This window comes from Bacillus swezeyi (assembly GCF_030908325.1).
In the GTDB taxonomy this organism is placed as follows: domain Bacteria; phylum Bacillota; class Bacilli; order Bacillales; family Bacillaceae; genus Bacillus; species Bacillus swezeyi.
In genome coordinates, this window is the sequence record NZ_CP133085.1 from 2,583,325 (window position 1) to 2,607,639 (window position 24,315).

The 24,315-nt window shown below is 46.2% G+C and carries 26 protein-coding genes; 1 reads left to right on the forward strand and 25 read right to left on the reverse strand.

What is annotated here, in order from left to right; translation table 11 throughout:
- Positions 1 to 17: 17 nt before the first annotated feature.
- The 15 genes from asnS to RBH91_RS12805 form a co-directional block, all read right to left on the reverse strand.
- Positions 18 to 1,310, reverse strand: a complete 1,293-nt coding sequence (gene asnS, locus RBH91_RS12735; protein WP_307891833.1) for an asparagine--tRNA ligase — start codon at positions 1,308 to 1,310, stop codon at positions 18 to 20.
- A 163-nt stretch (positions 1,311 to 1,473) separates the two neighbouring features.
- Positions 1,474 to 2,658: a pyridoxal phosphate-dependent aminotransferase gene (locus RBH91_RS12740; RefSeq protein ID WP_307891834.1), complete on the reverse strand. Its 1,185-nt coding sequence runs from the start codon at positions 2,656 to 2,658 to the stop codon at positions 1,474 to 1,476.
- A 22-nt stretch (positions 2,659 to 2,680) separates the two neighbouring features.
- On the reverse strand, positions 2,681 to 3,166 hold the full coding sequence (tseB, locus tag RBH91_RS12745) for a cell wall elongation/penicillin-binding protein regulator TseB (protein WP_307891835.1): 486 nt from the start codon (positions 3,164 to 3,166) through the stop codon (positions 2,681 to 2,683).
- Positions 3,167 to 3,175: 9 nt separating this feature from the next.
- On the reverse strand, positions 3,176 to 3,346 hold the full coding sequence (locus tag RBH91_RS12750; protein WP_076758946.1) for a YpmA family protein: 171 nt from the start codon (positions 3,344 to 3,346) through the stop codon (positions 3,176 to 3,178).
- 140 nt (positions 3,347 to 3,486) lie between these two features.
- Positions 3,487 to 6,294: an ATP-dependent DNA helicase DinG gene (dinG, locus tag RBH91_RS12755; RefSeq protein ID WP_307891836.1), complete on the reverse strand. Its 2,808-nt coding sequence runs from the start codon at positions 6,292 to 6,294 to the stop codon at positions 3,487 to 3,489.
- A 143-nt stretch (positions 6,295 to 6,437) separates the two neighbouring features.
- On the reverse strand, positions 6,438 to 6,821 hold the full coding sequence (panD, locus tag RBH91_RS12760) for an aspartate 1-decarboxylase (RefSeq protein ID WP_076758941.1): 384 nt from the start codon (positions 6,819 to 6,821) through the stop codon (positions 6,438 to 6,440).
- Positions 6,821 to 7,687 (reverse strand): pantoate--beta-alanine ligase, encoded by an 867-nt coding sequence (panC, locus tag RBH91_RS12765; RefSeq protein WP_307891837.1) that lies wholly within the window; start codon positions 7,685 to 7,687, stop codon positions 6,821 to 6,823. The genes panD and panC overlap by 1 nt, the downstream gene beginning before the upstream one ends.
- A 2-nt stretch (positions 7,688 to 7,689) precedes the next feature.
- Positions 7,690 to 8,523 (reverse strand): 3-methyl-2-oxobutanoate hydroxymethyltransferase, encoded by an 834-nt coding sequence (gene panB / locus RBH91_RS12770; protein ID WP_307891838.1) that lies wholly within the window; start codon positions 8,521 to 8,523, stop codon positions 7,690 to 7,692.
- A 256-nt stretch (positions 8,524 to 8,779) separates the two neighbouring features.
- Positions 8,780 to 9,763 (reverse strand): biotin--[acetyl-CoA-carboxylase] ligase, encoded by a 984-nt coding sequence (locus tag RBH91_RS12775; protein WP_307891839.1) that lies wholly within the window; start codon positions 9,761 to 9,763, stop codon positions 8,780 to 8,782.
- On the reverse strand, positions 9,748 to 10,941 hold the full coding sequence (locus RBH91_RS12780) for a CCA tRNA nucleotidyltransferase (protein WP_307891840.1): 1,194 nt from the start codon (positions 10,939 to 10,941) through the stop codon (positions 9,748 to 9,750). Before RBH91_RS12780 ends, RBH91_RS12775 begins: the two co-directional genes overlap by 16 nt.
- Positions 10,901 to 12,079 carry an N-acetyl-alpha-D-glucosaminyl L-malate synthase BshA gene (bshA, locus tag RBH91_RS12785; RefSeq protein ID WP_307891841.1) on the reverse strand — a complete coding sequence of 393 codons (1,179 nt, stop codon included), beginning with the start codon at positions 12,077 to 12,079 and terminating at the stop codon, positions 10,901 to 10,903. Before bshA ends, RBH91_RS12780 begins: the two co-directional genes overlap by 41 nt.
- Positions 12,079 to 12,780 (reverse strand): bacillithiol biosynthesis deacetylase BshB1, encoded by a 702-nt coding sequence (gene bshB1, locus RBH91_RS12790; protein ID WP_404802513.1) that lies wholly within the window; start codon positions 12,778 to 12,780, stop codon positions 12,079 to 12,081. The genes bshA and bshB1 overlap by 1 nt, the downstream gene beginning before the upstream one ends.
- Positions 12,773 to 13,186 carry a methylglyoxal synthase gene (mgsA, locus tag RBH91_RS12795; protein WP_307891842.1) on the reverse strand — a complete coding sequence of 138 codons (414 nt, stop codon included), beginning with the start codon at positions 13,184 to 13,186 and terminating at the stop codon, positions 12,773 to 12,775. The genes bshB1 and mgsA overlap by 8 nt, the downstream gene beginning before the upstream one ends.
- A gap of 22 nt (positions 13,187 to 13,208) precedes the next feature.
- Complete coding sequence (gene dapB / locus RBH91_RS12800; protein ID WP_307891843.1) at positions 13,209 to 14,012, reverse strand: 4-hydroxy-tetrahydrodipicolinate reductase; 804 nt, start codon at positions 14,010 to 14,012, stop codon at positions 13,209 to 13,211.
- Between the two features lie 11 nt (positions 14,013 to 14,023).
- Positions 14,024 to 14,362 carry a nucleotide pyrophosphohydrolase gene (locus RBH91_RS12805; protein ID WP_076758919.1) on the reverse strand — a complete coding sequence of 113 codons (339 nt, stop codon included), beginning with the start codon at positions 14,360 to 14,362 and terminating at the stop codon, positions 14,024 to 14,026.
- A 136-nt stretch (positions 14,363 to 14,498) separates the two neighbouring features.
- Between RBH91_RS12805 and RBH91_RS12810 the strand changes: the two genes are divergently transcribed.
- Positions 14,499 to 15,371 (forward strand): YitT family protein, encoded by an 873-nt coding sequence (locus RBH91_RS12810; RefSeq protein WP_076758917.1) that lies wholly within the window; start codon positions 14,499 to 14,501, stop codon positions 15,369 to 15,371.
- A 40-nt stretch (positions 15,372 to 15,411) separates the two neighbouring features.
- Here the strand turns inward: RBH91_RS12810 and ypjB are convergent, their stop codons facing one another.
- The 10 genes from ypjB to RBH91_RS12860 all read right to left on the reverse strand — a co-directional run bounded on the left by ypjB (position 15,412) and on the right by RBH91_RS12860 (position 24,294).
- Positions 15,412 to 16,212 (reverse strand): sporulation protein YpjB, encoded by an 801-nt coding sequence (gene ypjB / locus RBH91_RS12815; protein WP_307891844.1) that lies wholly within the window; start codon positions 16,210 to 16,212, stop codon positions 15,412 to 15,414.
- Between the two features lie 76 nt (positions 16,213 to 16,288).
- A complete protein-coding gene (locus tag RBH91_RS12820) occupies positions 16,289 to 16,837 on the reverse strand; it encodes a lipoprotein heptaprenylglyceryl N-acetyltransferase LhaT (RefSeq protein WP_162274718.1) in 549 nt (182 codons plus the stop codon).
- Positions 16,838 to 17,103: 266 nt separating this feature from the next.
- Positions 17,104 to 17,871 carry a menaquinol-cytochrome c reductase cytochrome b/c subunit gene (locus RBH91_RS12825; RefSeq protein WP_076758912.1) on the reverse strand — a complete coding sequence of 256 codons (768 nt, stop codon included), beginning with the start codon at positions 17,869 to 17,871 and terminating at the stop codon, positions 17,104 to 17,106.
- A gap of 31 nt (positions 17,872 to 17,902) precedes the next feature.
- Positions 17,903 to 18,577 (reverse strand): menaquinol-cytochrome c reductase cytochrome b subunit, encoded by a 675-nt coding sequence (qcrB, locus tag RBH91_RS12830; protein ID WP_006636390.1) that lies wholly within the window; start codon positions 18,575 to 18,577, stop codon positions 17,903 to 17,905.
- Positions 18,578 to 18,579: 2 nt separating this feature from the next.
- Positions 18,580 to 19,086: a QcrA and Rieske domain-containing protein gene (locus tag RBH91_RS12835; RefSeq protein WP_076758910.1), complete on the reverse strand. Its 507-nt coding sequence runs from the start codon at positions 19,084 to 19,086 to the stop codon at positions 18,580 to 18,582.
- Between the two features lie 146 nt (positions 19,087 to 19,232).
- Positions 19,233 to 19,679: a YpiF family protein gene (locus RBH91_RS12840; protein ID WP_076758908.1), complete on the reverse strand. Its 447-nt coding sequence runs from the start codon at positions 19,677 to 19,679 to the stop codon at positions 19,233 to 19,235.
- Positions 19,680 to 19,760: 81 nt separating this feature from the next.
- The gene (locus tag RBH91_RS12845) at positions 19,761 to 20,300 is read right to left on the reverse strand and encodes a ReoY family proteolytic degradation factor (protein ID WP_026587605.1); all 540 of its coding nucleotides are present in this window, start codon (positions 20,298 to 20,300) and stop codon (positions 19,761 to 19,763) included.
- Between the two features lie 68 nt (positions 20,301 to 20,368).
- The gene (locus RBH91_RS12850) at positions 20,369 to 21,643 is read right to left on the reverse strand and encodes a tetratricopeptide repeat protein (protein WP_307891845.1); all 1,275 of its coding nucleotides are present in this window, start codon (positions 21,641 to 21,643) and stop codon (positions 20,369 to 20,371) included.
- Between the two features lie 238 nt (positions 21,644 to 21,881).
- Positions 21,882 to 23,168 carry a 3-phosphoshikimate 1-carboxyvinyltransferase gene (gene aroA / locus RBH91_RS12855; protein WP_307891846.1) on the reverse strand — a complete coding sequence of 429 codons (1,287 nt, stop codon included), beginning with the start codon at positions 23,166 to 23,168 and terminating at the stop codon, positions 21,882 to 21,884.
- A 10-nt stretch (positions 23,169 to 23,178) separates the two neighbouring features.
- Complete coding sequence (locus RBH91_RS12860) at positions 23,179 to 24,294, reverse strand: prephenate dehydrogenase (RefSeq protein WP_307891847.1); 1,116 nt, start codon at positions 24,292 to 24,294, stop codon at positions 23,179 to 23,181.
- Positions 24,295 to 24,315: the final 21 nt, after the last annotated feature.

The window sequence follows — 24,315 nt, forward strand, 5'->3', positions numbered from 1 at the left end:
AAGCAGGAGACTTTTTTTTAAGGATATAAACGATTTAAGAGTCTTGGGAACGGAATCGTTTCCCGTACATGCGGCGCACCGCTGATCCAGGCCACAGTCCGCTCCAAACCGAGGCCGAAGCCGGAATGCGGAACTGATCCGTATTGTCTCAGCTCAGCGTACCATTGATATGTGTCTGATTCCAAACCGTGCTCTTTCAGGCGCGCTTCAAGAAGCTCAAGGTCATGGATGCGTTCTGATCCGCCGATAATTTCACCATAGCCTTCCGGCGCAATCAAATCGGCGCATAGGACAACGTCTTCCCTGTCAGGCGCAGGCTGCATATAAAACGGCTTTAAAGATGTCGGATAATGTGTGATGAACACAGGTTTGTCATAGCTTTCGGCAATCGCCGTTTCATGAGGCGCCCCAAAATCATCTCCCCATTCAATGTCATCAAAGCCTTTTTCTTTTAAGAACTGAATCGCTTCATCATAAGTAATCCGCGGGAACGGCGCTTTGATCTGTTCAAGTTTGGAAGTATCCCTTCCAAGCGTATTCAGCTCGATTTTGCAGTTTTCAAGTACGCTTTGAATGATAAATGAGACGTAATTTTCCTGTACTTCAAGGTTTTCATTGAATTCGACAAACGCCATTTCCGGCTCAATCATCCAAAATTCAATCAGATGGCGCTTCGTTTTTGATTTTTCAGCTCTGAAAGTCGGTCCGAATGAAAAGACTTTTCCTAGAGCCATCGCGGCGGCTTCCATATAGAGCTGTCCGCTTTGCGACAGATACGCGTCTTCATCAAAATACTTTGTCGCAAAAAGCTCTGTCGTTCCTTCAGGAGCACTGCCCGTCAAAATCGGAGGATCGACTTTGACAAAGCCTTCCTTATTGAAAAATTCGTATGTAGCACGAATGATTTCGTTGCGTATTTTCATTGTCGCATGCTGCCGCTTTGATCTGAGCCAAAGGTGTCTATGATCCATTAAAAACTCAGTTCCGTGCTCTTTCGGTGTGATCGGATAATCAGTCGCTTCATGGATGACTTCAAGCGAAGTCACGGCAAGCTCGTAGCCAAGCGGTGAACGCTCATCTTCTTTGACAATGCCTTTTACATATAAAGATGTTTCCTGTGTGACCGATTTAGCGGTTTGAAAGATTTCTTCATCCACTTCCGCTTTGACGACAACCCCTTGAATAAAGCCGGTACCGTCCCGAAGCTGTAAAAATGCGATTTTACCGCTTGAACGTTTGTTTGCGATCCAAGCACCGATTGTCACTTCTTTACCAACATGCTTGTACACTTGGTTTATTGTTGTTTTCACTGTTGTTTCCCTCCAAAACACGAAAGAAAAGGGGCATGCCCCATTTCTCTCTGACGTCCATAACGTATATTATACCTTTTTTCATCGGATAAGGTCAATGCAGTTCCCAAAGCGCGCCATCTGTCATCAAAAAAGCGTCCGGATGAGTGGACGCTTTTTTATCTCAGCTGCTGCGGCTGACCACAAAGCGGCGGATTCGTTTCACCGCTTCTTCTAAAAGTGACAACGACGTGGCATATGAGAGACGAATATTGTCCGGTGCGCCGAACCCTGATCCCGGAACAATCGCAACTTTCTCTTCTTCCAGAAGCGCCTCTGCGAATTCATCAACACTTCTAAAACCGCAGTTTGCCGCCGCTTTTTTCGCATTCGGGAATAAATAGAAAGCACCTTCAGGCTTCAAACATGTTAATCCCGGAATATCGACAAGCAGCTCATACACTTTGTTGAGCCGATCTTCAAAAGCCTTTCTCATTTCTTCAACAGGCTCGGACGGTCCGTTATATGCGGCAATGGCTCCGTATTGGGCGACAGATGTCGGATTAGATGTGCTGTGGCTGGCAAGGTTTGTCATCGCCTTGATCACGGTTGCGTTTCCTGCGGCATACCCGATTCTCCATCCGGTCATGCTGTGTGATTTTGACACACCATTAATGATGATCGTCTGATTTTTAAGCTCAGGAGAAAGCTGTGCAATCGACACATGTTTTCTGCCTCCATAAATCAGCTTTTCATAAATTTCATCGGAAACGATGAGAATATTGCGGCGAAGACATACTTCCCCAAGGGCTTTAAGCTCGTCTTCGGTATACATCATACCTGTCGGATTGCTTGGGGAATTGATGATGACCGCTTTTGTTTTTTCCGTCACGGCCTTTTCCAGCTGCTCCGGAGAAATCTTGAAGCTGTTTTCTTCAAGCCCTTCCACAAATACCGGCTTTCCTCCGGCAAGCTTAACCTGTTCAGGATAGCTGACCCAATATGGGGTCGGAATGATCACTTCGTCTTCTTCATCCAACAGCACTTGAAAAAGAGTGTAAAGAGCATGCTTTGCACCTGTACATACAATAATCTCCGACTGGCTGTATTCAATTCCCTGATCAAGCTTGAACTTTTCGCTGATGCTTTCTTTAAGCGCAGCAAGACCGCCGGACGGCGTGTATTTTGTGTGTCCTTCATTCATGGAACGGACAGCCGCCTCGATGATGTGCTCAGGCGTATTAAAATCCGGTTCTCCTGCGCCGAGGCCGATTACATCATGCCCTGCCGCTTTTAATTCCTTTGCTTTTGCAGTGATTGCCAATGTTGCAGACGGTGTTAACGCTGATACTCTTTTAGCTAGATTCAACTTGATTTCCCCCTGTTTCATCTTAAGGCGTAATATTTTTGTGAATTTTTCCATTTATAAAGTCGACATAACTTAAACTGTATTGTTCATCTTGATTTAAGTATGTAACTTCCCACAATAGTACATTGCCTTCCCTTGCCAAGTGCACCTCTTTAAGTGTTGACATAAGGCCTTCATCCTGCACCGCTCTCGCAGCCTGCCGGCTTGTGATGCCGTCCGCCGCCTTTTTAAAAATCGTTTTCTGCTTGTTGTCAGCCGGCACCCAAACGTACATTTTTTCACCTTTTTGGTTTTTCCCCGCCACAATGTACTGTTTTTCTTTGCCGACAAATGTTTCCACGCTGCCAACCTCTTTTAAGTCAGCTTCCTTCTTTGCAGTTTCAGCAGCCTGCTTGTGGCCGCTCTCTTTTTGATTCATTGCTGTCTGGTAGACATTCGCCCCCGCAAGAATGGCTGTTACAAAAATAATACCAAATATCAGTGTGAAAATTAATGTTTTTTTGCCCATTGTTTGCTCCTATGTACGATAAATCGTAAAAATTGCCTGTTTTTGATCTTCTTCATCAAGAGCGAGCCCAAACATTAAATCATCGCGTTTGAGCGTCCGGTTTAACAGATCGACGATTTTGTAAAGATCTTCTGAATGCTGCACACTTACTGTAGAAAGAATTTCGATTTTATTATCCATTTTCAAATACCTCCGCACGAAACAATAATTGTCATTCATACTCTGTCTGCCAAAAGCCATACTAGTTGTTACAACGGGAAAAACCGTTTAAATAGACAGCCAAAAAATAAAACCTTAATCCACACCATTCCAAGAGCCGCTTAATGCGGCTTTTTAACATTCAGTCCGGAAATATAGGCTTCCATCTCAAGGAATGTCGGTTCTTCGACAGGAGCCGGGGGGAGCGCCTTCATAAATACCCTGCCATAGGAAGAAGTTCGAATCCGGCGGTCAAGGATGACGACTGTCCCGCTGTCTTCCTCAGAACGCAGCAGCCTGCCGATGCCCTGTCTAAAAGCCAAAACAGCTTCAGGAAGAGAAACCGCTTGAAACGGGCTTTCTCCCCTTCTCTTCGCCCTTTCACACTTGGCTGATTCAACCGGATGGTCGGGCGGCCTGAAAGGGAGCCTTGCAATCACCAGCGTTGTCAGCTCATCACCGGGAAAGTCAACACCTTCCCAAAAATGATTTGTTCCGAGAAGGACAGCATGCTGATATGATTTAAACAATTTCATGACCTTGGCGGGACTTCCTCCTGAAACACCCTGAGCCAGCAGCTGACAAGGAAAATCAGCATCATTTTTCAATGCGTGATATACGGCGCGCAGCATGTCATGAGACGTAAACAAAACGAGCGCTTTAGCATTCTGCTGTTTGGCGAGCGACTTAATATACCGGGCAACATCATGAATATAATCTTCAGACTGATCGTTTTTAATCGGACTGATGTCTTTAGGAATCATGATTTTCATACGCTTATCATAAGAAAAAGGCGATTCAATCTGCAAGGTCCTCGGATAGAAGTCGCTTAAGCCGAGCTTTTTGATCATATAGCTGAATGAATTTTCAACCACAAGGGTTGCCGATGTCATCACAACGCTTTTTTTCTCGGTGAAAAACCGGTCAGCCAGCATTTCTCCTGCATCAAGCGGCTGAGCATAAACCGAGGCGGCATTTTTTGCTCCTTTGGCATCGATTTCAATCCAGACGACCTCATCCTCCACATGTTCGAAAAACAAACGGCCGAGCTTTTCGCCGTACTTTTTTAGATGGTTCATGCAGGACTGATATTCTTCTAAAAGAAACGCCTGGCGGCTTGTAAAAGACATGCTTTTTTCGTCGAGATTCTCCATTTGCTCGACAAACAGCTCATGCATATCAAACAGCATGGAGCACAGCCTTCTGGCCCCTTCCACAAGCCGGTTCCACGCTCTGTTTTCATTTTCAGGACCGACCTTATATAACAGACGATTTAGATCGTTTTTTGGTTTCCTCCGTTTCACAAAAGAATGGACAGCTGTAAAGAACATATCGCTTTCTTCAAAAAGAAGGCTGAGCCGCTCATCCATTTGAAAAAAAGAGTCGGCTGAGATGCCGGCAGAACGAAACAGACGCTCCGCTCTTTTTAAAAGCCCCTTCTGTTTCAGGGTGCCGAGCTGCATCAATTTTTTGTGCAGGGAAACGTAGTCGGCTCTCGTTCCATATTGTTCGCCCGCAACCCGTTCAAAGTGATGGGCTTCATCGATGATAAATGTATCCGCATCAACTGTGTGAACTCTTTGGCTGGCTTCACCCGTCAAAAGCAGGGCATGATTGGTAATGATCATATCGGCCTGTTTTGCCTTCGCTTTTGCCCGTTCATAAAAACACAATTCCCTTATTGGATGGGTTCGCGCAAACGACTGATGATCATAAGCTATTCTGTCCCAAAGCCGCTTGCCGCCTGAAGGAAGATTGATTTCAGACAAATCGCCTGTTTCTGTATCTGTGAGCCAAACGAGAATTTGCGCCTTTGCAAGGACGGCATCGTAATTATCATCATCCTCATGTAAAATATGCTCAAATTTGCGAATGCACAAATAATGGGAACGGCCTTTTAAAACGGCTGCCTTAACCGGAAACGGAAAGATCTTTTCCATAAGCGGAATATCCCGATTCAAGATCTGCTGCTGCAGCAATGTCGTAAATGTGCTGATGACGACCGGTTTTCCTGTTTGTTTGGCATGAACGGCTGCAGGCAATAAATATCCAAGCGTTTTGCCGATTCCTGTAGCAGCTTCGATTAGGGCATGCTCATGATTGTCAAAAGCGGTCCACACCTCTTTCATCATTTTTGTTTGCCCTTCCCTGTTTTCAAAATGCTTCTGCAAAGAAGAGAGGCCGCCGGCTTCTTCCCATATGAGCGTGTCTTTCTTGACGCTGCGGCCCTCTTCCTCAGGTTCTTCATGGGTGGACTCGGGCGCTTTAATCACAAATGAACCGACCTTTATATAGCCTGCTTCAAGATCGGTGCGGCTATCCTTTTCAATGATCAAACTGTCCAAAAGTTCCTGTGCGTCGCTGATCAAATGCCAAGATAAACGTCTGATCGCTTTCAGAACGGGAAGCGGGAGCTGCTTCAGCCTGTCTATCATATGTAAAAAAATGAAAGCGGTCACTTCTGCATCACTATCTGCCCTGTGCGGATTTTCATGTTCAAGCTTCAGCTCTTCGCTCAGCTCTGTCAGTTTGTATCCGTCAAAGCGGGGAAATACGATTCTCGCCAGCTCTACCGTATCAAGAACATCGCATTCAAGTTCACCGAAGCCGGCCCGCTTTAATTCATATTCGACAAATCCGAGATCAAAGTGGATATTATGGGCAATAAAACAGCTGTTATTGAGGAGTCTATATATATCTTCGGCAATAGCCGAAAACGGCTCTTCATGTTCAACCATTTCATTTGTGATTCCCGTCAGCTGCTCAATAAAAGCGGGAATAGGCTGATTTGGGTTAATATATTTGGAGAAACGTTCGGTAATTTGTCCATTTTCAATCACAACCGCTGCAATTTGAATGATTTTATCGCCTTTTTTCGGCGAATTCCCTGTCGTTTCCACATCAATAACTACATATCGTTGATTGTTCATTAAATGGACACCTCAATTTTGATACGTTCGACAAAAGTGTAACACGTTTTAGAAAGATTCGGGAGCGATGTCCCGAAAAAACAGGCTTCCGGCACTGAAATTTCTTTCTAAACGACATGAAAGCCCCCTAAAGGCAAAGGGGGCTACAGAATGGTACGGGCCGGCTCCTGACCCAGCATTTGCTCGATTTCGTTCTTTTCGTTCAAAACGGCAACCTTTGGCTTGTGCGTCTTTGCTTCTTCCTCAGACATCATCGCATATGAAACGATGATAACGATATCCCCTTCTTGAACGAGGCGGGCGGCCGCGCCATTTAAACAAATGACGCCGCTCCCTCTTTCACCAGGAATAATGTATGTTTCGAGCCGGGCTCCGTTATTATTATTTACAATTTGCACTTTTTCATTTACCATCATGCCGACAGCATCCAGTAGATCTTCATCTATTGTCACGCTGCCAACATAGTTTAAGTTGGCTTCCGTCACTCTCGCTCTGTGAAGCTTTCCGCTCATTAACGTACGGTACATCATAAATCCTCCTTTTGATCCAGCGGGATATTGACGATGATATTATCAATCAAGCGGGCTTTTGAGAATTGAACGGCAACCGCTATGATGATTTTTCCACTCAGAGTTTCCATCGTCTCCAGATCGGGGTACGAATAAATGTCTGCATAATCGATGACACCGCTCGTTTTTTCTAAAAGGGTGCGGATCTCTTTTTTAATCGCATCAGGGTTCCGCTCTCCTTCGCGAATGAGCCGGGCTCCTTGCTGAAGGGCCTGATAAAGAGCCGGTGCTTCACTACGCTCGCTCGCTGAAAGGTTGACATTTCGGGAGCTTTTCGCAAGCCCGTCGTCTTCCCGCATCGTATCAACCGGAATCAATTCGATATCCATGAAGAAATCATTGAGCAGTCCGTCGACAACAGCTACCTGCTGTGCGTCCTTCATCCCAAAATAAACCCTTGTCGGAGACGTGAGGTTGAATAATTTTGTCAGCACGGTTGCAACCCCGTCAAAATGCCCTTCCCTTGAACGGCCGCAGAGGACGTCCGTTCTTTTTTTGACATTTACGATGACCGTTGATTCCTGCTGATACATTTCTTCGGCGCCTGGTGTGAACAGCACATCCACCCCGCCTTCTTCCGCAAGCTTCCGGTCCCTTTCAAGATCTCTCGGATATGCGTCATAATCTTCTCCTGGACCGAATTGCATCGGATTGACAAAAATGCTCATGACCACAATGTCATTATCTTTGCGCGCTTTTTTCACAAGAGACATGTGACCTTCATGAAGAAATCCCATCGTCGGCACAAAACCGATTGTTTTTCCTTCTTTTCGATATTTTTTCGCTAGCTTTTGAATATCTTTTGCTGTATGGACTTCAATCATGTTTATTTTCCTCCGTATAACCCTTCAAGCACTTGCTGATCGATGTGGAAGGAATGGACATCTTCAGGGAAAAAGCGGTTTTTGACATCTTTGACATAACCAGAAAGCGCTTCTTCGATCGGCGGATCGATTTGAGCATACTGCTTCACAAATTTAGGCGTACGGCTGACCCCGTGCCCGACAACATCATGATAAACGAGAACCTGTCCGTCTGTGCCAGCGCCTGCTCCGATGCCGATGACAGGGATCGATAGCTCTTGCGAAATCCGTTCCGCAAGAGCCGCAGGGACGCATTCAAGTACGAGTGCTATAGCTCCCGCTTCTTCACAACGTCTGCTGTCGTCAATCAGTTTTTGGGCGCTTTCTTCATCTTTCCCCTGAACTTTATAGCCTCCCAGGACACCGACAGATTGAGGGGTCAGTCCTAAATGGCTGACCACGGGGATTCCGCCCCGGGTTAAAGCCGTAATCGTGTCAAACACGCCGTCGCCGCCTTCAAGCTTCAAGGCATCTGCCCCGCTTTCCTGAACGATTGACATGGCGTTTTTCAGCGCGCTTTCCTGAGAACAGTGATAGGACATAAAAGGCATGTCGGTCACGATAAATGTATCTTTAGCACCGCGTTTGACGGCCTTTGTGTGGTGGATCATGTCCGCGACCGTGACAGATACAGTCGAGTCAAGGCCGAGCACGACCATTCCGAGAGAATCTCCGACAAGGATCATGTCCACTCCCGCTTGTTCGGCAAGCTTTGCCGCCGGGTAATCATAGGCCGTCAACATGACGATAGGTTCCCCTTGCTGTTTCATTTTTAAAAAATCAAGCTTTGTCTTCAAGTTTTTTCTCCTCCTCTTATTCAGAGGAGATGAGCTGCCGTTTTTCATCATGCATCTTTTTCGGACAGTAAAAAAACCTTCCGCTAAGAAAGAAGGATTTTGATCGTCCTCAAGAGATCGGCAAGAATCATCCCTCTGTCCCAGTCCTTTTTGGATCAAGGCAGACTGTGTTTTTATCAGTAACATTTAATTCCAGGTGCAGCTCCTAAGGATACTGCCCAACCGAAGTATACCAAAAACCCCGCGTTCGTTCCAACTATGACGGACTGATTTCGATATCGGCGGAATATATTTTTTGAATGCCATCACTTGTTTCCAATAGCAAAACGCCCTCATCGTCTATGCCAAGCGCTTTGCCATGAAACGTTCCATTTAGCGTCCTCGCGGTCAAATTGCGGTGCAGAGTCAACGCATAACTCTCCCATAGAAGCTTGATCGGCTGAAAACCGTGTGCGATATAATCGCTGTATCTTTTTTCAAATGTTAGGAGAATCGTCTGAATCAAGGCTGCTCTATCGACCTTTTTTCCGCTCGCCAGGCGCAGGCTTGTAGCCGTCTCCTTTAATTCATCGGGAAAGTCGCCTTCCAGCTGATTGACATTGATGCCTGTTCCGACAATGACGGAGTGGACTTGGTCCGCTTCAGCCTGCAGTTCGGTCAGGATTCCGACCGTTTTTTGGCCGCCGATTAAAATATCGTTCGGCCATTTAATTTCCGCGCTTATCCCCGTTTGCTCCTCGATTGCCTGTACAATGGCGACAGCGGCTAAAAGAGTCAGCTGAGGGGTTTTTTGAACGGGAATTTCCGGCCTTAAGATGATGCTCATCCAAATTCCGTTGCCTTCCGGGGAGTGCCATGCTCTCGCCATTCTCCCCCTTCCTTCCGTCTGTTTGTCGGCAACGATGATCGTTCCTTCCTCCACCCCGTTGTTCGCAAGTTCATGAGCGATTTTCTGGGTCGAAGGCACGACATCTTGAAAATAAATGGTTTGTCCCATTTTTTTCGTTTTTAAGCCGAGCCTGATTTCGTTTTCACTGATTTTGTCAGGCTTTTTTTTCATCTTATAGCCGAGCTTCCTGACGGCTTCAAGTTCATAGCCTGATTTTCTTAAGTCCTCGATATGCTTCCAAACCGCCGTTCTGGAACATCCAAGCTCTTCGCTGATTTTCTGGCCCGAGATGAATTCACCGTCAGCCTCTGTAAACAATTGAATCAGTTTTTTTCTCAAATTTGATTGCATGAATCCAGCCACTCCTCTATGGCTTTTTTTTGATTGGCGAGTTCACCGTTTAAAACGGCCCGCTCAATTCGTTTTAAATCATCAGCTACCCATTTCCCAGGCGGCTTTTCCCTGACGCGCAGCAGATCGCCGCCGGTCACGGCCAAATCTTTCAAACTTTTGATCGGAAGCGCCTGATACGCCTTCCTCACTTCAGTCAAACGGCGTTCATCAACGGCTTGATCATCCTTCAGCATTTGAATCGTACATGCAGAAATCAGCGTTTCTTCTCCCGCCTCGTACATGGCAAGCACGTCCCATTGCTGGTCAATGCGGCCCGCAACCTGAGTCGCTTGCTTGATGACTTTTCCGGGAAGCTTCCACGCCTTTAAAAAATCGTGAGCTTCATCTGTACCGATCGACATCATGAAAATGAAGGCCGCCCAGACGTCCGCTCTTTTTTCCAGCTTAAAAAAAGGAAAGCCGCCGGCTGTCAGAATGCGCTCCTTTTTGTGCGCCAATCCCGGAAGCTCTGTGTAAAGTCCTGTCTCAGCCACTGCCTTAAGCGCCTGACCAGCTGCATTTCCTTTTAAAAGCTTTTCAAATTCAACCGTTTTACGCTCTGTGGAGATATGCGCCAGCAGATGGCCATTTTCACAAATCGCTTTTTTTGTACTTTGAGAAAGCGTAAATTCCAGCTGGCTCATAAAACGGAGCGCCCGCAGCATACGGAGCGCGTCTTCGTGAAAGCGCTCCGCCGGGTCGCCGACCGTTTCAATCAGCTTTTCTTTTATATGCTGCCGGCCTCCAAAATAATCGATCAGCCGGCCTTCCGCATCCATAGCCATGGCATTGATCGTCAGGTCGCGCCGCTTCAAATCTTCCTTCAGCGACTTAATAAACTGAACACCGCTCGGCCTTCTGAAATCCTCGTATTCAAGCTCTGCTCGAAACGTTGTCACCTCATAAGATTCACCGTCAAAGAGAACAATGATCGTTCCATGTTCTTTGCCGACATCGATCGTTTTCGGAAAAATGCTTTCAATCTCTTCCGGAGGTGCGTCAGTTGCGATATCCACATCACCTACAGGGCGGTTCATGTACGTGTCCCTTACCGCTCCGCCTACAAAGTAAGCCTGCCAGTCGTGTCTTTTCAGCTCATGAAGGAGAGGAAGAGCCTTTAAAAAGAGATCCTCCATTGTCACACTCCCAGTCTATTAATTGTTGATAAACATCTTCATACTGGCTGATGATGTGGCTTGAAGAAAAACGCTCTTTGATGTTTTTCAGCGCTGCTTCCGCAAAGCGGCGGTGCAGCCTGTCATCCGTCAGCAATTGAAGCGCCTTTTCGGCCGTATCTTCAACATCGCCTACATTCACCAGATAGCCGGACGTTCCGTCTTTTATCACTTCGGGAATGCCCCCGATGTTAGTGCCGATGCACGGAACGCCGCAGGCCATTGCTTCAAGCAAAACAAGGCCGAAGCTTTCTTTTTCAGATAAGAGAAGCTTTAAATCGCTGATGGCGTAAAGCTCTTCTACACTGTCTTGCTTGCCTAAGAACAGCACATCGTCTTTTATGCCGAGCTGCCTGACAAGCTGGCATATGACGGTTATTTCAGGCCCATCCCCGACCAGGATCAGCTTCGCTTTCATTTGTTTGACAATTCGGCTGAATACATGGATCACATCCTGTACACGCTTGACCTGTCTGAAATTCGAGACATGGATGACCACTTTTTCATCCGGGGCAATCCCGTACTGCTCTTTCAAGGAATGCTGTTCCTGTTTTAAATAAACCCGCTCATCGACAAAATTATAGATCGTTTCGATCTTTTTGTTCGGCTTGATTAAGTCATAGGTTTGAGCTGCGAGAGCAGATGAAACTGCTGTGACACGATCAGAGGATTCAATCGCAAACTTGATCAGATCCTTTAAAGACGGGTCATAGCCGAGAACTGTAATGTCTGTGCCGTGCAGTGTTGTAACTGTCTTAATGTTTCCGTCCAGCATTTGTTTTGCCAAAAAAGCGGAAATCGCGTGCGGCACCGCGTAATGGGCATGCAGAACATCAAGCTGCTCCCGCTTTGCCACCTCCGCCATTTTGCTGGCCAAAGCCAAATCATACGGCGGGTACTTAAACACAGCATATTGATTGACTTCGACTTCATGAAAATAGATGTTGGAATACACTTTATTAAGCCTGTACGGAACGCTTGATGTAATAAAATGAATTTCATGTCCTTTTTCCGCCAGCAGTTTACCGAGCTCTGTCGCGATGATTCCTGATCCGCCTACACTCGGATAACACGTGATTCCGATTTTTAATTTTTTCATCATCCGCCCCCAAATAAATCGTTGTTTAACAAAAGTATCCGCTTGGAGAAGAAACCTTCCGCGTATGTGACGCCGGCTTCTTTTCCAAGAAGCTTTTCCCGGGCTTCGACCGTTTCAATATAGCCGTTCGTCAGCGGGGTTTCCACCGACTGTTCCGAACGGCTGAACTGGCTTTGATATGCACCGAGACTCTCTTTTTTTTGAGCCATCGTCTCAGAAATATCGATGACAAATTCAGGTTTATGAAAGCCGTTGATCATATAGTAGTACATATTTTGCACTTTATGGGCCGGCTGTTTTTTTGCATCTTCATATTTATGTATTCCGGCGGAAAAAACCGCTTCTTCGACGATTTCCGCCGCATGTCCGTGATCCGGATGCCGGTCTTTTTGATATGGAACAAAGACAAGCTTTGGCTTATACATCCGGATGACGGAGACGGCTTCCATGACGGCTGCCTGGTTGAGGAACAGCCCCCTGTCAGGCAGGGCAAGGGAAATCCGCGGACTGGCGCCTAAAATTTCCGCGGCCAGCGCTGCTTCATTTTTTCTCGTTTCGACCGTTCCGTTTGAAGACAGTTCAGCCTGGGTTAAATCACAGATTCCAATTCGAAAGCCCTTCTTAGTATATTTGGCGATGGTTCCCCCCATGCCGATTTCTACATCATCGCTATGCGCGCCGAAAGCCAGTATATCAAGCATCTTGATCCCCGCCATGAACCATTTTTCTGAATTCAAATGCGCCTTCCTCAACAGATCGGATCAAAATTTCCGCCGTCCCCATATTGGTCGCAAGCGGGATTGCATATACGTCAGACAAACGAATTAATGCAGAGACATCCGGTTCATGCGGCTGAGCTGTCAGCGGATCTCTCAAAAAAATCACAAGATCGACTTCATTCTTTGCGATCAGTGCGCCGATCTGCTGGTCCCCGCCAAGCGGCCCGGATTGAAAACGCACGACCGGCAGTCCTGTCGCTTCGGTAATTTTTGTACCGGTCGTTCCCGTCGCAAACAATTCATGCTTATTTAAAATGTGTTTGTAAGCCGTTGTCAGCTGAATCATATCCTGCTTTTTTCGGTCATGGGCAATTAAGGCGATTTTCATTGCGATTTCCCCCTTTGTTTTGTTACTCTATTATATTTTCGAGGCCGTAGACAAGCTGATCGATTTTCATCACTTGTTCAACAGCCAGCTTCACACCGGACATAAAGGATGCTCGATTGTATGAATCATGACGAATTTTAAGGGTTTGTCCGTCTCCTCCAAACATTACTTCCTGGTGGGCGATCAATCCCGGCAGGCGGACGCTGTGCAGGCGGATTCCGTTTTGGTCTGCGCCCCTTGCCCCCGGCAAAATTTCTGTTTCATCCGGATGCCCCTGTTGTTTCGCTTCGCGGACAGCCGAAATCATTTCCGCTGTTTTCAAAGCTGTTCCGCTCGGCGCATCAAGCTTTTGATCATGGTGCTGTTCAATGATTTCGATATCGGCAAAATAGCTGGCAGCCATCTGCGAAAATTTCATCATGAGGACGGCTCCGAGCGCGAAGTTTGGCGCAATAATCGCACCGATTCCTTTTTCGTCCGTCAGCTCCATCAGTTCGCTCAAATCGCTTTCAGAAAAACCTGTCGTTCCTACTACAGGACGGACGCCGTGCTCCAAGGCGATTTTTGTATGAACTTTGCCGATTTCAGGCGTTGTCAGATCAATGAGCACATCTGGATTTGTTTCTGAAAAGCATTCGTGTATGTCCGTATAAATGACGGCATCTGAACGGCATGGTAAAACATCTGACAGTTTGTCACGGTTATATGTACGGTCTATTGCACCGGCAAGCTCGAAATGAGGGGTGTCTTCAACAAGCTTGACAGCCTCGCTTCCCATTCTTCCGCGCGGTCCGGCGATTACGATTTTGATGGTTTCCTTTGACATGTGAATCTCCTCTACTTTCCTTCTTCTTTTCTTGTCCAGCGGTTTTTGTCACGGGTGTTGAATTTCTCCATGACCATATCATGTGCTTCATCCAATGATATATGAAGCGAATTGGCTAAACAAACTAAAACAAACAGCACGTCGCCAATTTCTTCTTCCATCTTTTTTTCAGCTTCGGTGTTTTTCTTCGGTTTTTCACCGTAATGATGATTGACTTCCCTGGCGAGTTCGCCGAGTTCTTCTGTCAGCCTGGCCATCATTGCAAGCGGGCTGAAGTAGCCCTCTTTAAATTGGCCGATGTATTCATCAACCTCACGCTGTATATCTTTCATCGTTTTTTCTTTCGTCATACGGTAAAACCTCCTGTCATCTCTTACATGTTAGCGAATTCAAACAAGTTTGACAAATGATTAAAACGGGTTTGCTGTTTTGAAATGGATACACTATAATATTAACGCCAGCTTATGGAAGGAAAGGGGTTTTTTTATGTTCGGAGACATCAGAATGAAAAATGTCTTGTTTATATTAGCAGGAGCCGCTGTTTTTTCCTTTGGACTCGTTCATTTTAATATGCAGAACAACCTGTCAGAAGGCGGTTTTACCGGCATCACCCTGCTGCTTTATTTTCTGTTTCATATCGATCCTTCGATTTCCAATCTGGTGTTGAACATTCCGGTTTTTATTATCGGCTGGAAGCTCTTAGGGAGAACGGTTTTTATGTATACGATTCTAGGAACCGTCAGCCTGTCTATGTTTTTGTGGATTTTTCAGCGCTTCCAAATACATATGCCGCTTCAGCATGATCTCGCGCTGGCGGCGCTTTTTGCCGGCGTTTTTATCGGGACTGGATTGGGAATTATTTTCAAATACGGCGGAACGACAGGCGGCGTCGATATTATCGTACGGCTCATCAACAAATATTTTCAAGTGCCGATGGGAAAAGCCATGTTTGTCTTTGACGCCTGCGTGATTACACTGTCTCTAATTTTTTACCTTTCCTATAAAGAGGCGATGTACACGCTAGTTGCCGTATTTGTTGCTTCCAAAGTGATTGATTTCATGCAGGAAGGCGGATACGCAGCAAAAGGCGCCACCATTATCTCTGAAAAGAACGAGCAGATCCAGCAAAAAATCATCGAGGAAATGGAAAGAGGCGTGACCGTTTTAAAAGGCCAGGGATCTTATACAAAAACAGAGCGCGATGTTTTATACTGCGTCGTCCCGAAAAATGAAGTTTTTCTATTAAAAAATGTGATTACTTCCGTCGATCCCCATGCCTTTGTTGCTGTCAGCGATGTTCACGATGTATTGGGAGAAGGCTTTACACTAGACGAAAATAAAAATCCCATTTCCCGCTGATTCCATCAAGCAAAAAGAAGCTCGCGATCAGCAGAGCTTCTTATTTCGGCCAATCTTTTTCTCTTTTTTTGTGCCTGTCCCCTTCAGCTTTATACTTTCTGAATCCCACGTATGTCAGCGTGGAAAGGATGATGCTTCCGGTTGTCAGGATGACCCATAAAAGGGAGGGGTCTGCATCATCTTCTTCTACTTGATTAAACACATCTTCCAAGTCTTTTTCCAGCAGCGTCAGACGTTCAAGCTTGCTGCTTTCCGTCATTTGCTGAAAATCTCTGTGCTCGACAACTTCAATATGGTTGGAGACACTTCTCAATTGTTTTGGCGAAATATCAATCGTTAAACTCGGATAAATCGTATCATACAATGACAAAAAATGATTCCACTGTTCCCGAAACGTCAGATTGTCTTCTTTTTGAATATCAGCCTTCAGCGATCTAAAGGAATCCATAATCGGTTTTTTCAAAGAGCCCCAGAGCGGGTCATGATCGGATTCGATCGCGTCCATCAGCATTCTAAACTGTGCTGCGGCCTTAAACTTGACTTTTTTCTCCGTCTCTTCGCTTTCCAGGCTTTTCAGCATGTCGCGGTATGCCAAGCTGACCTGGCGAATCTCGGAACCTGTCATCACATCTTCTGCCCCGTCTCTCTCTGCTGCTTTCAGCCGCTCTTCAAAATAATGAAGAATCTGAACTGCTTCGTCATACTGAGACTGTCTTGTTAGCTGGAATACCGTATCAGACAGCTCGGTCAATTCCTGTAAAGCGGATGATTCTTCGGCTATCAAACCGTCCGCAGGAAACATAAGCGCAAGCAGTATGCAAAGGATCACCTTTCGTATCATTTACGGTCCCTCCTACTCCTTCTATTAAAGAATATGAAGAGAGGGACAAGGTTAGACCAAGATTGTTGACCGAAGCTTACAGCTTAAAAGCTTTCCGTGACAGCACAAAATAATATGCCAGACCGATCGATGCGATGCTGAGCCAAAACGTAAAATAGCCGATTTGCGGCATATACTGGGTAAGCATCGAATAATTTGGCATCATCCCGAACACATAATCAATGATGTCATTATGCAGTGTCCAAACTGCCGCAAGCGCCAAATGCCATCCTTTAAACCGGTAATGCGGCGCATACAGAACACCCTGGACAGCCATCGCAAAATGAGATGCGATCAGCATATATCCGGTCCAATGAAGGCTTCCTGTCGTCACAAGCACAAGAATATTCATGACAACGGCCCACAGCCCGTATTTGACAAGCGTGACAAGCGCAAGCGCTTCAAACAGAGAAGCATTTCTTTTGAATAAAAGACCGATCAAAACAAATAAAAAAAATAAGGTCGCTGTCGGGCTGTCCGGAACAAAGATCAGAAATTTTGCCGGTGTATCCATCAGCTGCGGAAGGTACCAATAATATCCGTATACCGTGCCGAAAAAATTAATGATCAAAAGCAGGGCAAGCATCGGTTTTTGTCCGAGTATGTAGGAAATCAATTTCACAGCAATCAACTCACAGTCTCTTTAAATAAAAAAAGCCGGCGCCGAGTTCGCTATTCTGACCTCAAACCACACGGCAGGATGCAGACGCCCTCCGGCTTCTGCACCTTCTTAGGAAGCGCAGCCAAATGTTAAGAGGCCATCGACATAGTCGACAGCCTCGAGAGGCTGACCAGGCGTCAGCTTCAGCTCTATCATGAGTATAGCCTGCCTTTATCATCTTGACAACACTTTTACTTCGCTGTTGTTTCCGAGATGAACTTAGACAGTTCTTCCAGCTCTTTATCAGAACCCTTAAAAACGTCGGCAGGCATTTCTCCTTTTCCTTCCTTGGCGATTTTCGCAATTTCTTCCGGAGACAAGCCGTTATCGACGAGAGACGGTCCGGCAGCTCCTCCCTGCATGTTATCTCCGTGACATGAGATACAGCCTTGCTCCTGATAAACTTTAAATCCTGCTGCACTTGTATCAATATCAGCCTCTTCCTTGATTTTGCCCTGCTCCTCAGCAGCGGCCCAATCGTGGGTGGCAACGGACTGCCATGTTAAGAAAACCGAAGCCGCCAGCGCCGAAAGCATTAGACCTACTGCAACCGGGCGTTTATACGGCCTTCTCTCAGGACCTCTGTCGAGAAACGGCGCCAGTAAGAGCGCGCCGAAAGCAATTGACGGAATAACAATGGCGCCGACCACCGTATATGGTCCAGCAGCATATTCATACTTGAGCAATTGGTACAGAAATAGAAAATACCAGTCCGGCAAAGGTATGTAACCGGTATCTGTCGGATCGGCCATCCGCTCCAGCGGAGGCTCATGAACGACGGTCAGCACAAGAAAACCGATCAGAAAAACCGCTCCTACGAGCCATTCTTTCAGCAGAAAGTTCGGCCAGAACGCTTCCGTTTTTCCCGGAAATTCCGAATAATCTTTTGGAATATTCGGTTTTCTTTCGGCCGGAATCCTTGAATCTCCGACAAACTTCATCCCTTTTCCCCTTTTCATGCCATCCCCTCCTTCTTTTTATGTCGTCATTTTACAGCGGGCCTGAAATACCTTGCTTGCGTATCATAATAAAGTGTGCAGCCATAAGGCCGAAAAGAGCGGCTGGCAGGAAAAAGACGTGTATGGCAAAAAAGCGCGTCAACGTCTGGGCGCCGACAATATCCGGATGACCGGCAAGCAGCGTTTTGATTTCCGGACCGATCAGCGGCGTCGCTTCAGCGATCTGCAAACCAACCTTCGTCGCAAACAGAGCTTTCATATCCCAAGGCAAAAGATAGCCTGTAAAACCTAAACCGAGCATGACAAAGAAGATCAGCACGCCGACAATCCAGTTCAGCTCCCTCGGTTTTTTATAAGCCCCCTGGAAGAAAACCCTCAGCGTATGAAGGAACATCATCACGATGACCAGGCTCGCCCCCCAATGGTGCATTCCCCTTACAATCTGTCCGAATGCTACTTCATTTTGCAGATAATAAACCGATTCCCAGGCATTTTTAATGTCCGGAACGTAATACATCGTCAAAAACATGCCGGAAAGCACCTGAATCACTGTTACAAAAAACGTCAGTCCCCCAAAGCAATATACAAAAGCTGAAAAATGGTGTGCGGGATTTACGTGTTCAGGAACTTCATGATCGGCAATATCCCGCCAAAGCGGCGTAATATCGAGTCGTTCGTCAACCCAGTCATAAATTTTGTTTAGCATGATCACCCATCCTTCCTCGGCATGGCTTTTCCTAAGTAAAGATAGCCGTCTTTAACCTCTTGCTCATAGTGGTCTAGAGGAGCAAGCGGCGGAGTTCCGGGTACATTGGTACCATCCTTTTCATAAAGCCCGTAATGGCACGGACAAAAGAACCTGTTCGGATTTTTAGGATCGCTGTTCCAGTTGACCGTACACCCCAAATGTTTACAAACCGGTGATAAAGCTACAATTTCTTCCCCATTTTTGAAAACCCACGCCGACCTCGATTCTTCAGACTCGTACCAAGCATCCACTTGCTTGATCTTGAAGTCGAAGCGCTGCGGTTCATTCGTCAGTTCATCAACGCTGACAACCTGAACCATGTCCTGATCCTCAGTCGGTCTTAAAACCGGATCGAGCGCGAAGCGAACCATAGGCATGAGCATTCCGGCCGCCATAAAACCGCCGACGCCAGTCAGCGTATAGTTTAAAAATTGACGTCTGGATACCCGATGTCTTTTTTCGCTCATCTTCATATCCCCCCTCAAGTCCCCAGCTACAATATAACTGAAATAGAAAAAAATTCATGAAACTAGGACACCCTCATAATATATCAATATTTTAGGAAGGTCAACATTCCCAAAATCATTATACAAAGGAAATGTAAGTGTTTTTATTAAGAGTTCCAATATTGTAACAAAATGTTCAATATTTGCTCTATTTGGTCTTCCAAAAGCTTTTGCTTTAAAGAATCTTTCATATGTTCGAGAGGAATCGCCGGAATCCAGAGCAGTTTTTGCTCATCTTTGAGGACTTGCTTCCACTGTTCATCAGTCGTTAAAAAAACGGTGTGCCGAAAATGCTTTTCCGACATTTCTTTTAAATCAGCAATATCCTTGACTGATTTCTCATCAGCCTGTAAGTATGTATAAGGCGGAAACAGATAGACGCGGCCTTTCAGCTGCCTCTCAAGTTCTTCTGCCAGTATAGACGTGAATTCTCCTTTTGATACGGCCGATTTAAACTGATCTCCCAATTGAACAGAAATCAGCGGAATGACGGCTGTATCGATATATTCTTTTGCATTCAGATAAACATCCGCATCTTGCGCATTCCATTTCACTCTTTTTCCTCCCCTTTTTGACAGCGCTTACTCCATAGCTGAACAAGCCTTGCATTATGCAAGGCTTGATTAGCGGCGGATCTATCGCAGCTGGTTCAGTTGTTTAGCTAGTTTTTCGAAGCTTTCTTTATCTTGGCGGTCAAGCGCTTCGTCTATTTCCCGCAGCAGTTTTTGTCTCTGAAAAGTGGAAATGGAGTGCTCCAAAATCTGTTCAGCGACAATTTTATCTTTTTCATTTTCGTAAAGGTCTTTCGGAATATGCGGATTGGCTTCCAAAACAGCCGCGTATTCCGGAGAGTTATAGGCTGAGCGGAAATTCAGCTGGATGAAAAGATCCTGCTGCTTATTCAGCCTGATATCATGAAATGATTTTTCTGCATCAGTTGTCATGACATTTTCTTTATAAAAACGAAAAGGCACTTCTTCAACGCAGTGGGTGGACATGATAATACCTCTTGGGCAAAATTCGGCCTGCTCGACAAAATGCACTTTCTCCATTAGCGAGTCATGGCTCATTAAATAATTGAGAATCCATACACATTCTCTTCGTTTTAGCTGATAGTGGTTTAAAAACCAGCGGATAAAATCTTTTTTTTCATTGACAGAAACAGGGGTCTGCATGTTATTCCCTCCTCTATCGCCTCTTGTGTATTACTTTAATAATTCCACACAAACCGATCATATCCTGCTTATTCAAAGGAATTTTCATCTTCTATTCGGAAAATCGTCTCTTGGACCTCCTCATTTGCGGGGTCAAGCTCAGCCAGTTTTTTCAGAAGCGGCAAAGCTTCTTTCCGTCTCCCTTCTTCCAGCAGAAACCCTGAATACTCGTAGAGAAAGTCTCCGTCCTCCTGAAAATGCAAAAACGCGTTCTCGTATTCCTGCCGGGCTTTCCCGTACTCTTCTTCCTGCGCGTAGGCTGAAGCCAGGAACCAGCTGAATTTAGGATCGTCCTCACCGTATTTGCGGACTTCATGAACAAGATCAATGATCGCCTCATGGTCTTCTTCTTCAAGAAAAAGAGCAAGCAGGGTGTGGACGGCTTCAATATATCCGGGATCAAGCGCCAGCGCTTCGCGAAGCAGATCTTTCGCGTCCGAATGCCTTTTCGTTTTTAAGGCTGCTTTCGCTGCAGAAAGATACAGCTCTTTATTGAATTCGTCTACGCCGATCCCTTCTTTGGCCGTTTCAAATGCCTCCTCGTAAAGCCCTTCTGCTTCATAGCTGTTCGCTAGAGGCTTATAAAGCGAAGAATAGGCCGGATCCATTTCTTTGAGCTCTGTTAATTGTTTGATCGCAGTTTTAGAATACCCCGCTTTTAAAGCGGTAAAACCAAATCCAAACAGTGTATTGGGCTCCGGGTTTTCCCGGACGGCTTTTTCATACCATTCGAGCGCTTCTTCAAACTCCCCTGACGAACTTAATGATTCGGCCAGCCTCTGATAAAGATTGACACCTCCGATGACAGCTTCTTCGCGGGCCGCTTTTTTGAATTGCTGCACCGCTTTTCCGTAGGCTCCCTGAGTAAAATACAGCTCTCCCAAAGCAAAGTCGATGACCGGTTCATCTGTCAAAATCGATTTCGCCTTCAGCAGTTTTTGCTCGCTGACTTCAAACAGCCCCTGCATCTGATACAGATCGGCCATCAAGAGCAGGCTTTCCGGATATGCCCGGTCTGTTTCCGGAATCGTTTCGAGAACGCTGAGCGCTTTCTCTTCCTGATCGGTTTCAATAAGGAGCTCGGCATAAAAACAAGTCAGTTCTGTTTCTTCCGGATAAAGTTCATGCAAATCATTCACAATGGCAATGGCCTTATCAACAATTCCCCATTCGTAGTACAGCTGGGCTGCTACCAGTTTGTCTTCATCATGAAGGTCAGGCTCGACATCAGCAAGTTTTTTCAATCCGCTTTCAGTATGGCCTGCTTCAACTAATTTTATGGCTTCTTGAATTGAAGTATTCAAATCTAAACGTCCCTTTCTTTCGTCAAATCGTCGCCTGCATCTTTCGCCGGCAAATCGCGGTGAGATATTTATTATCATAATTCACGGAAGTGCCTGCCGGCAAATATGTTGCCCTGACATTTTTTGAAGAAAGCGGATTTCAAGTCTGCTTAAGACAAGCTATGCCGCGAGCTTTGATTATATGTTAAAAACCGGGCCGCCCGGCGTTTGCAGGCAAAAAAGCCTGAAGCACAGGGCTTCAGACTTTTTGAGTCAGCTTTTCGATATGTTCAAAAAATGTCGGATACGATACGCTTACGGCTTCCGGGTGCGAAATGTCGATCGGATTCTCACAAATGCAGGCTGCAATTCCAAGCATCATCCCGATCCGGTGGTCGCCATGGCTTGAGACTTCCGCTCCTCCTGTCAATGGCGTCTTACCGTAAATCTTCATCCCATCTTCTGTCGGCTCGATGTGCGCACCGATTTTTTCCAGCTCTGAAGCAACGGTATCGATGCGGTTTGTTTCCTTCACCTTAAGTTCGGCGGCGTCTTTTATAACCGTTGTGCCTTCAGCCTGTGTAGCAAGCAGCGCGATAATCGGGATTTCATCGATGAGCCGCGGAATTAAGTCTCCTGAAATTTCGACAGCTTGTAGAGAAGCGGTTTTTATTTTCAGATCACCATACGGCTCAGCGCTTCCGGCGTCTTTTTTTTCAATTTCGAGATGTGCGCCCATTTTTTTAAGAACATCGATGATTCCGGTCCTCGTCGGATTCAGTCCGACATTGCGAAGGACGACCTCACTGTTCGGGACAAGCGAAGCGGCCGCCAGGAAAAATGCCGCCGATGAGATGTCTCCCGGGACAAAAACATCGGCCGATTTTAATGTCTGCCCTCCGGCAATTGAAACAGATGTTTCATCTTCATCAAGCTTAACGCCGAACATCGACAGCATCCGTTCGGTGTGATCCCTTGACTTGTGCGGCTCAGTCACTGTTGTAGTTCCTTTGGCCTGAAGCCCTGCAAGCAGGATGGCCGATTTAATTTGCGCGCTGGCAACCGGTGATTGAAAATCAATCCCTGCCAGGTTCCCGCCGCGGACAGAAAGCGGCGTATATTCTCCCCCTGCCCGGCCGTCGATTTTTGCCCCCATTTGCTTAAGGGGCTCTGTTACACGCTTCATCGGCCTTTTGGCGATGCTTTCATCCCCCGCTACTGAGCTGTGGAACGGGCGTCCGGCTAAAATGCCGAGCATCAGTCTGATCGTTGTTCCAGAATTCCCAACATCGAGGAGTTCTGCAGGCTCAGACAGCTGATCAAGCCCTTTGCCGTAAACCGTGACATCGCTTTTGTCCTGTTCGATTTCAACTCCCATTTTTTTAAAGCATGCAATTGTGCTTAAACAGTCTGCTCCCGGCAAAAAGTTTTTGATGACCGTTTTGCCTTCTGCAAGGGCGCCGAACATAACAGAACGGTGGGAGATCGATTTGTCCCCCGGGATATGAAGTTCTCCTTTTAGTGAACTGACTTTTCCTCTTTTCATCTATTCCACCTCAATCAGCGTAAAATGTTTCATATTTTGCGCGGGTTTGAATGCATTTTTCAGCCCGTTTGCGATCTTCATCAGATTGAAAACTGATCCTGAGAACACCGTTTATCTCTTCCCTTGTTTCGATAATCCGGATGTTCGTAATGCTGATGTGTTCATCGGCGAGAATCGCCGTAATTTCGGAGATGACCCCGGGATGGTCGGGGACATCGACATAAAGATCATAAAAAGATGGAATCGCGCCTTTTTGCCGCAAAGGCAGGCCATCGCGATATTCCTTTGCTTGCCGGAAAAATTCAAACAGCCCGTCTGCATCTTCATTTTTAACAAGAGACTGAATGTTGTCCAGTTCGTGTTTCCATTCGTCAAACCGCTCTAAAATTTTATCTTTGTTATGCAAAAGGATGTCCCGCCACATCGCCGGGCTGCTTGAGGCAATCCTCGTTATATCGCGGAATCCTCCCGCTGCAAAACGCTTAACGAGCGGAAATTGGTCTTCAAATTTGACTGTCTGGTGAACGAGGCTTGCCGCCACGATATGGGGAAAATGGCTGATGACGCTTGTGACCGCGTCATGCTCTTCCGGAGACATTTCTACAAATCTCGCATTTGTCCCTTTTAATAGTTCTTTTAAAGAGGCGACAGCATCAATGCTTGCGGAGCGGGAAGGTGTCAGGATATAAAATGCATTCTCAAACAACAGATCTTTAGCCGCAGCCACACCTGATTTATGAGAGCCCGCCATCGGATGGCCGCCGATAAACTGATAGTCTTTCGGCAGAACGTTTTCAGCATGGCTGACAACCTTTTGTTTTGTGCTGCCGACATCGGTAATCAATAGTTTTTTCTTGATGCCTGAAACGGCTAGTTCATCGAGCATGTGAAGTGTCTGCTCAACGGGCGCAGCTAAAATAACGGTCGATGCTTCTTTGATTCCTTCTAAAAAAGAAACGGCCGGGGCGTCAATCACGCCAAGCTTCTGTGCGGCTCTGGCCTGTTCGTCAGACACATCAAAGCCGATGACCCGTCTCCCCGGATGCTCCTTTTTAATCGCAAGAGCAATAGAACCGCCGATTAAGCCTAAGCCAGCCAAAAAAATCGTTTCATTCGATTGATTCATGATTATCACCTAGTTCAATAG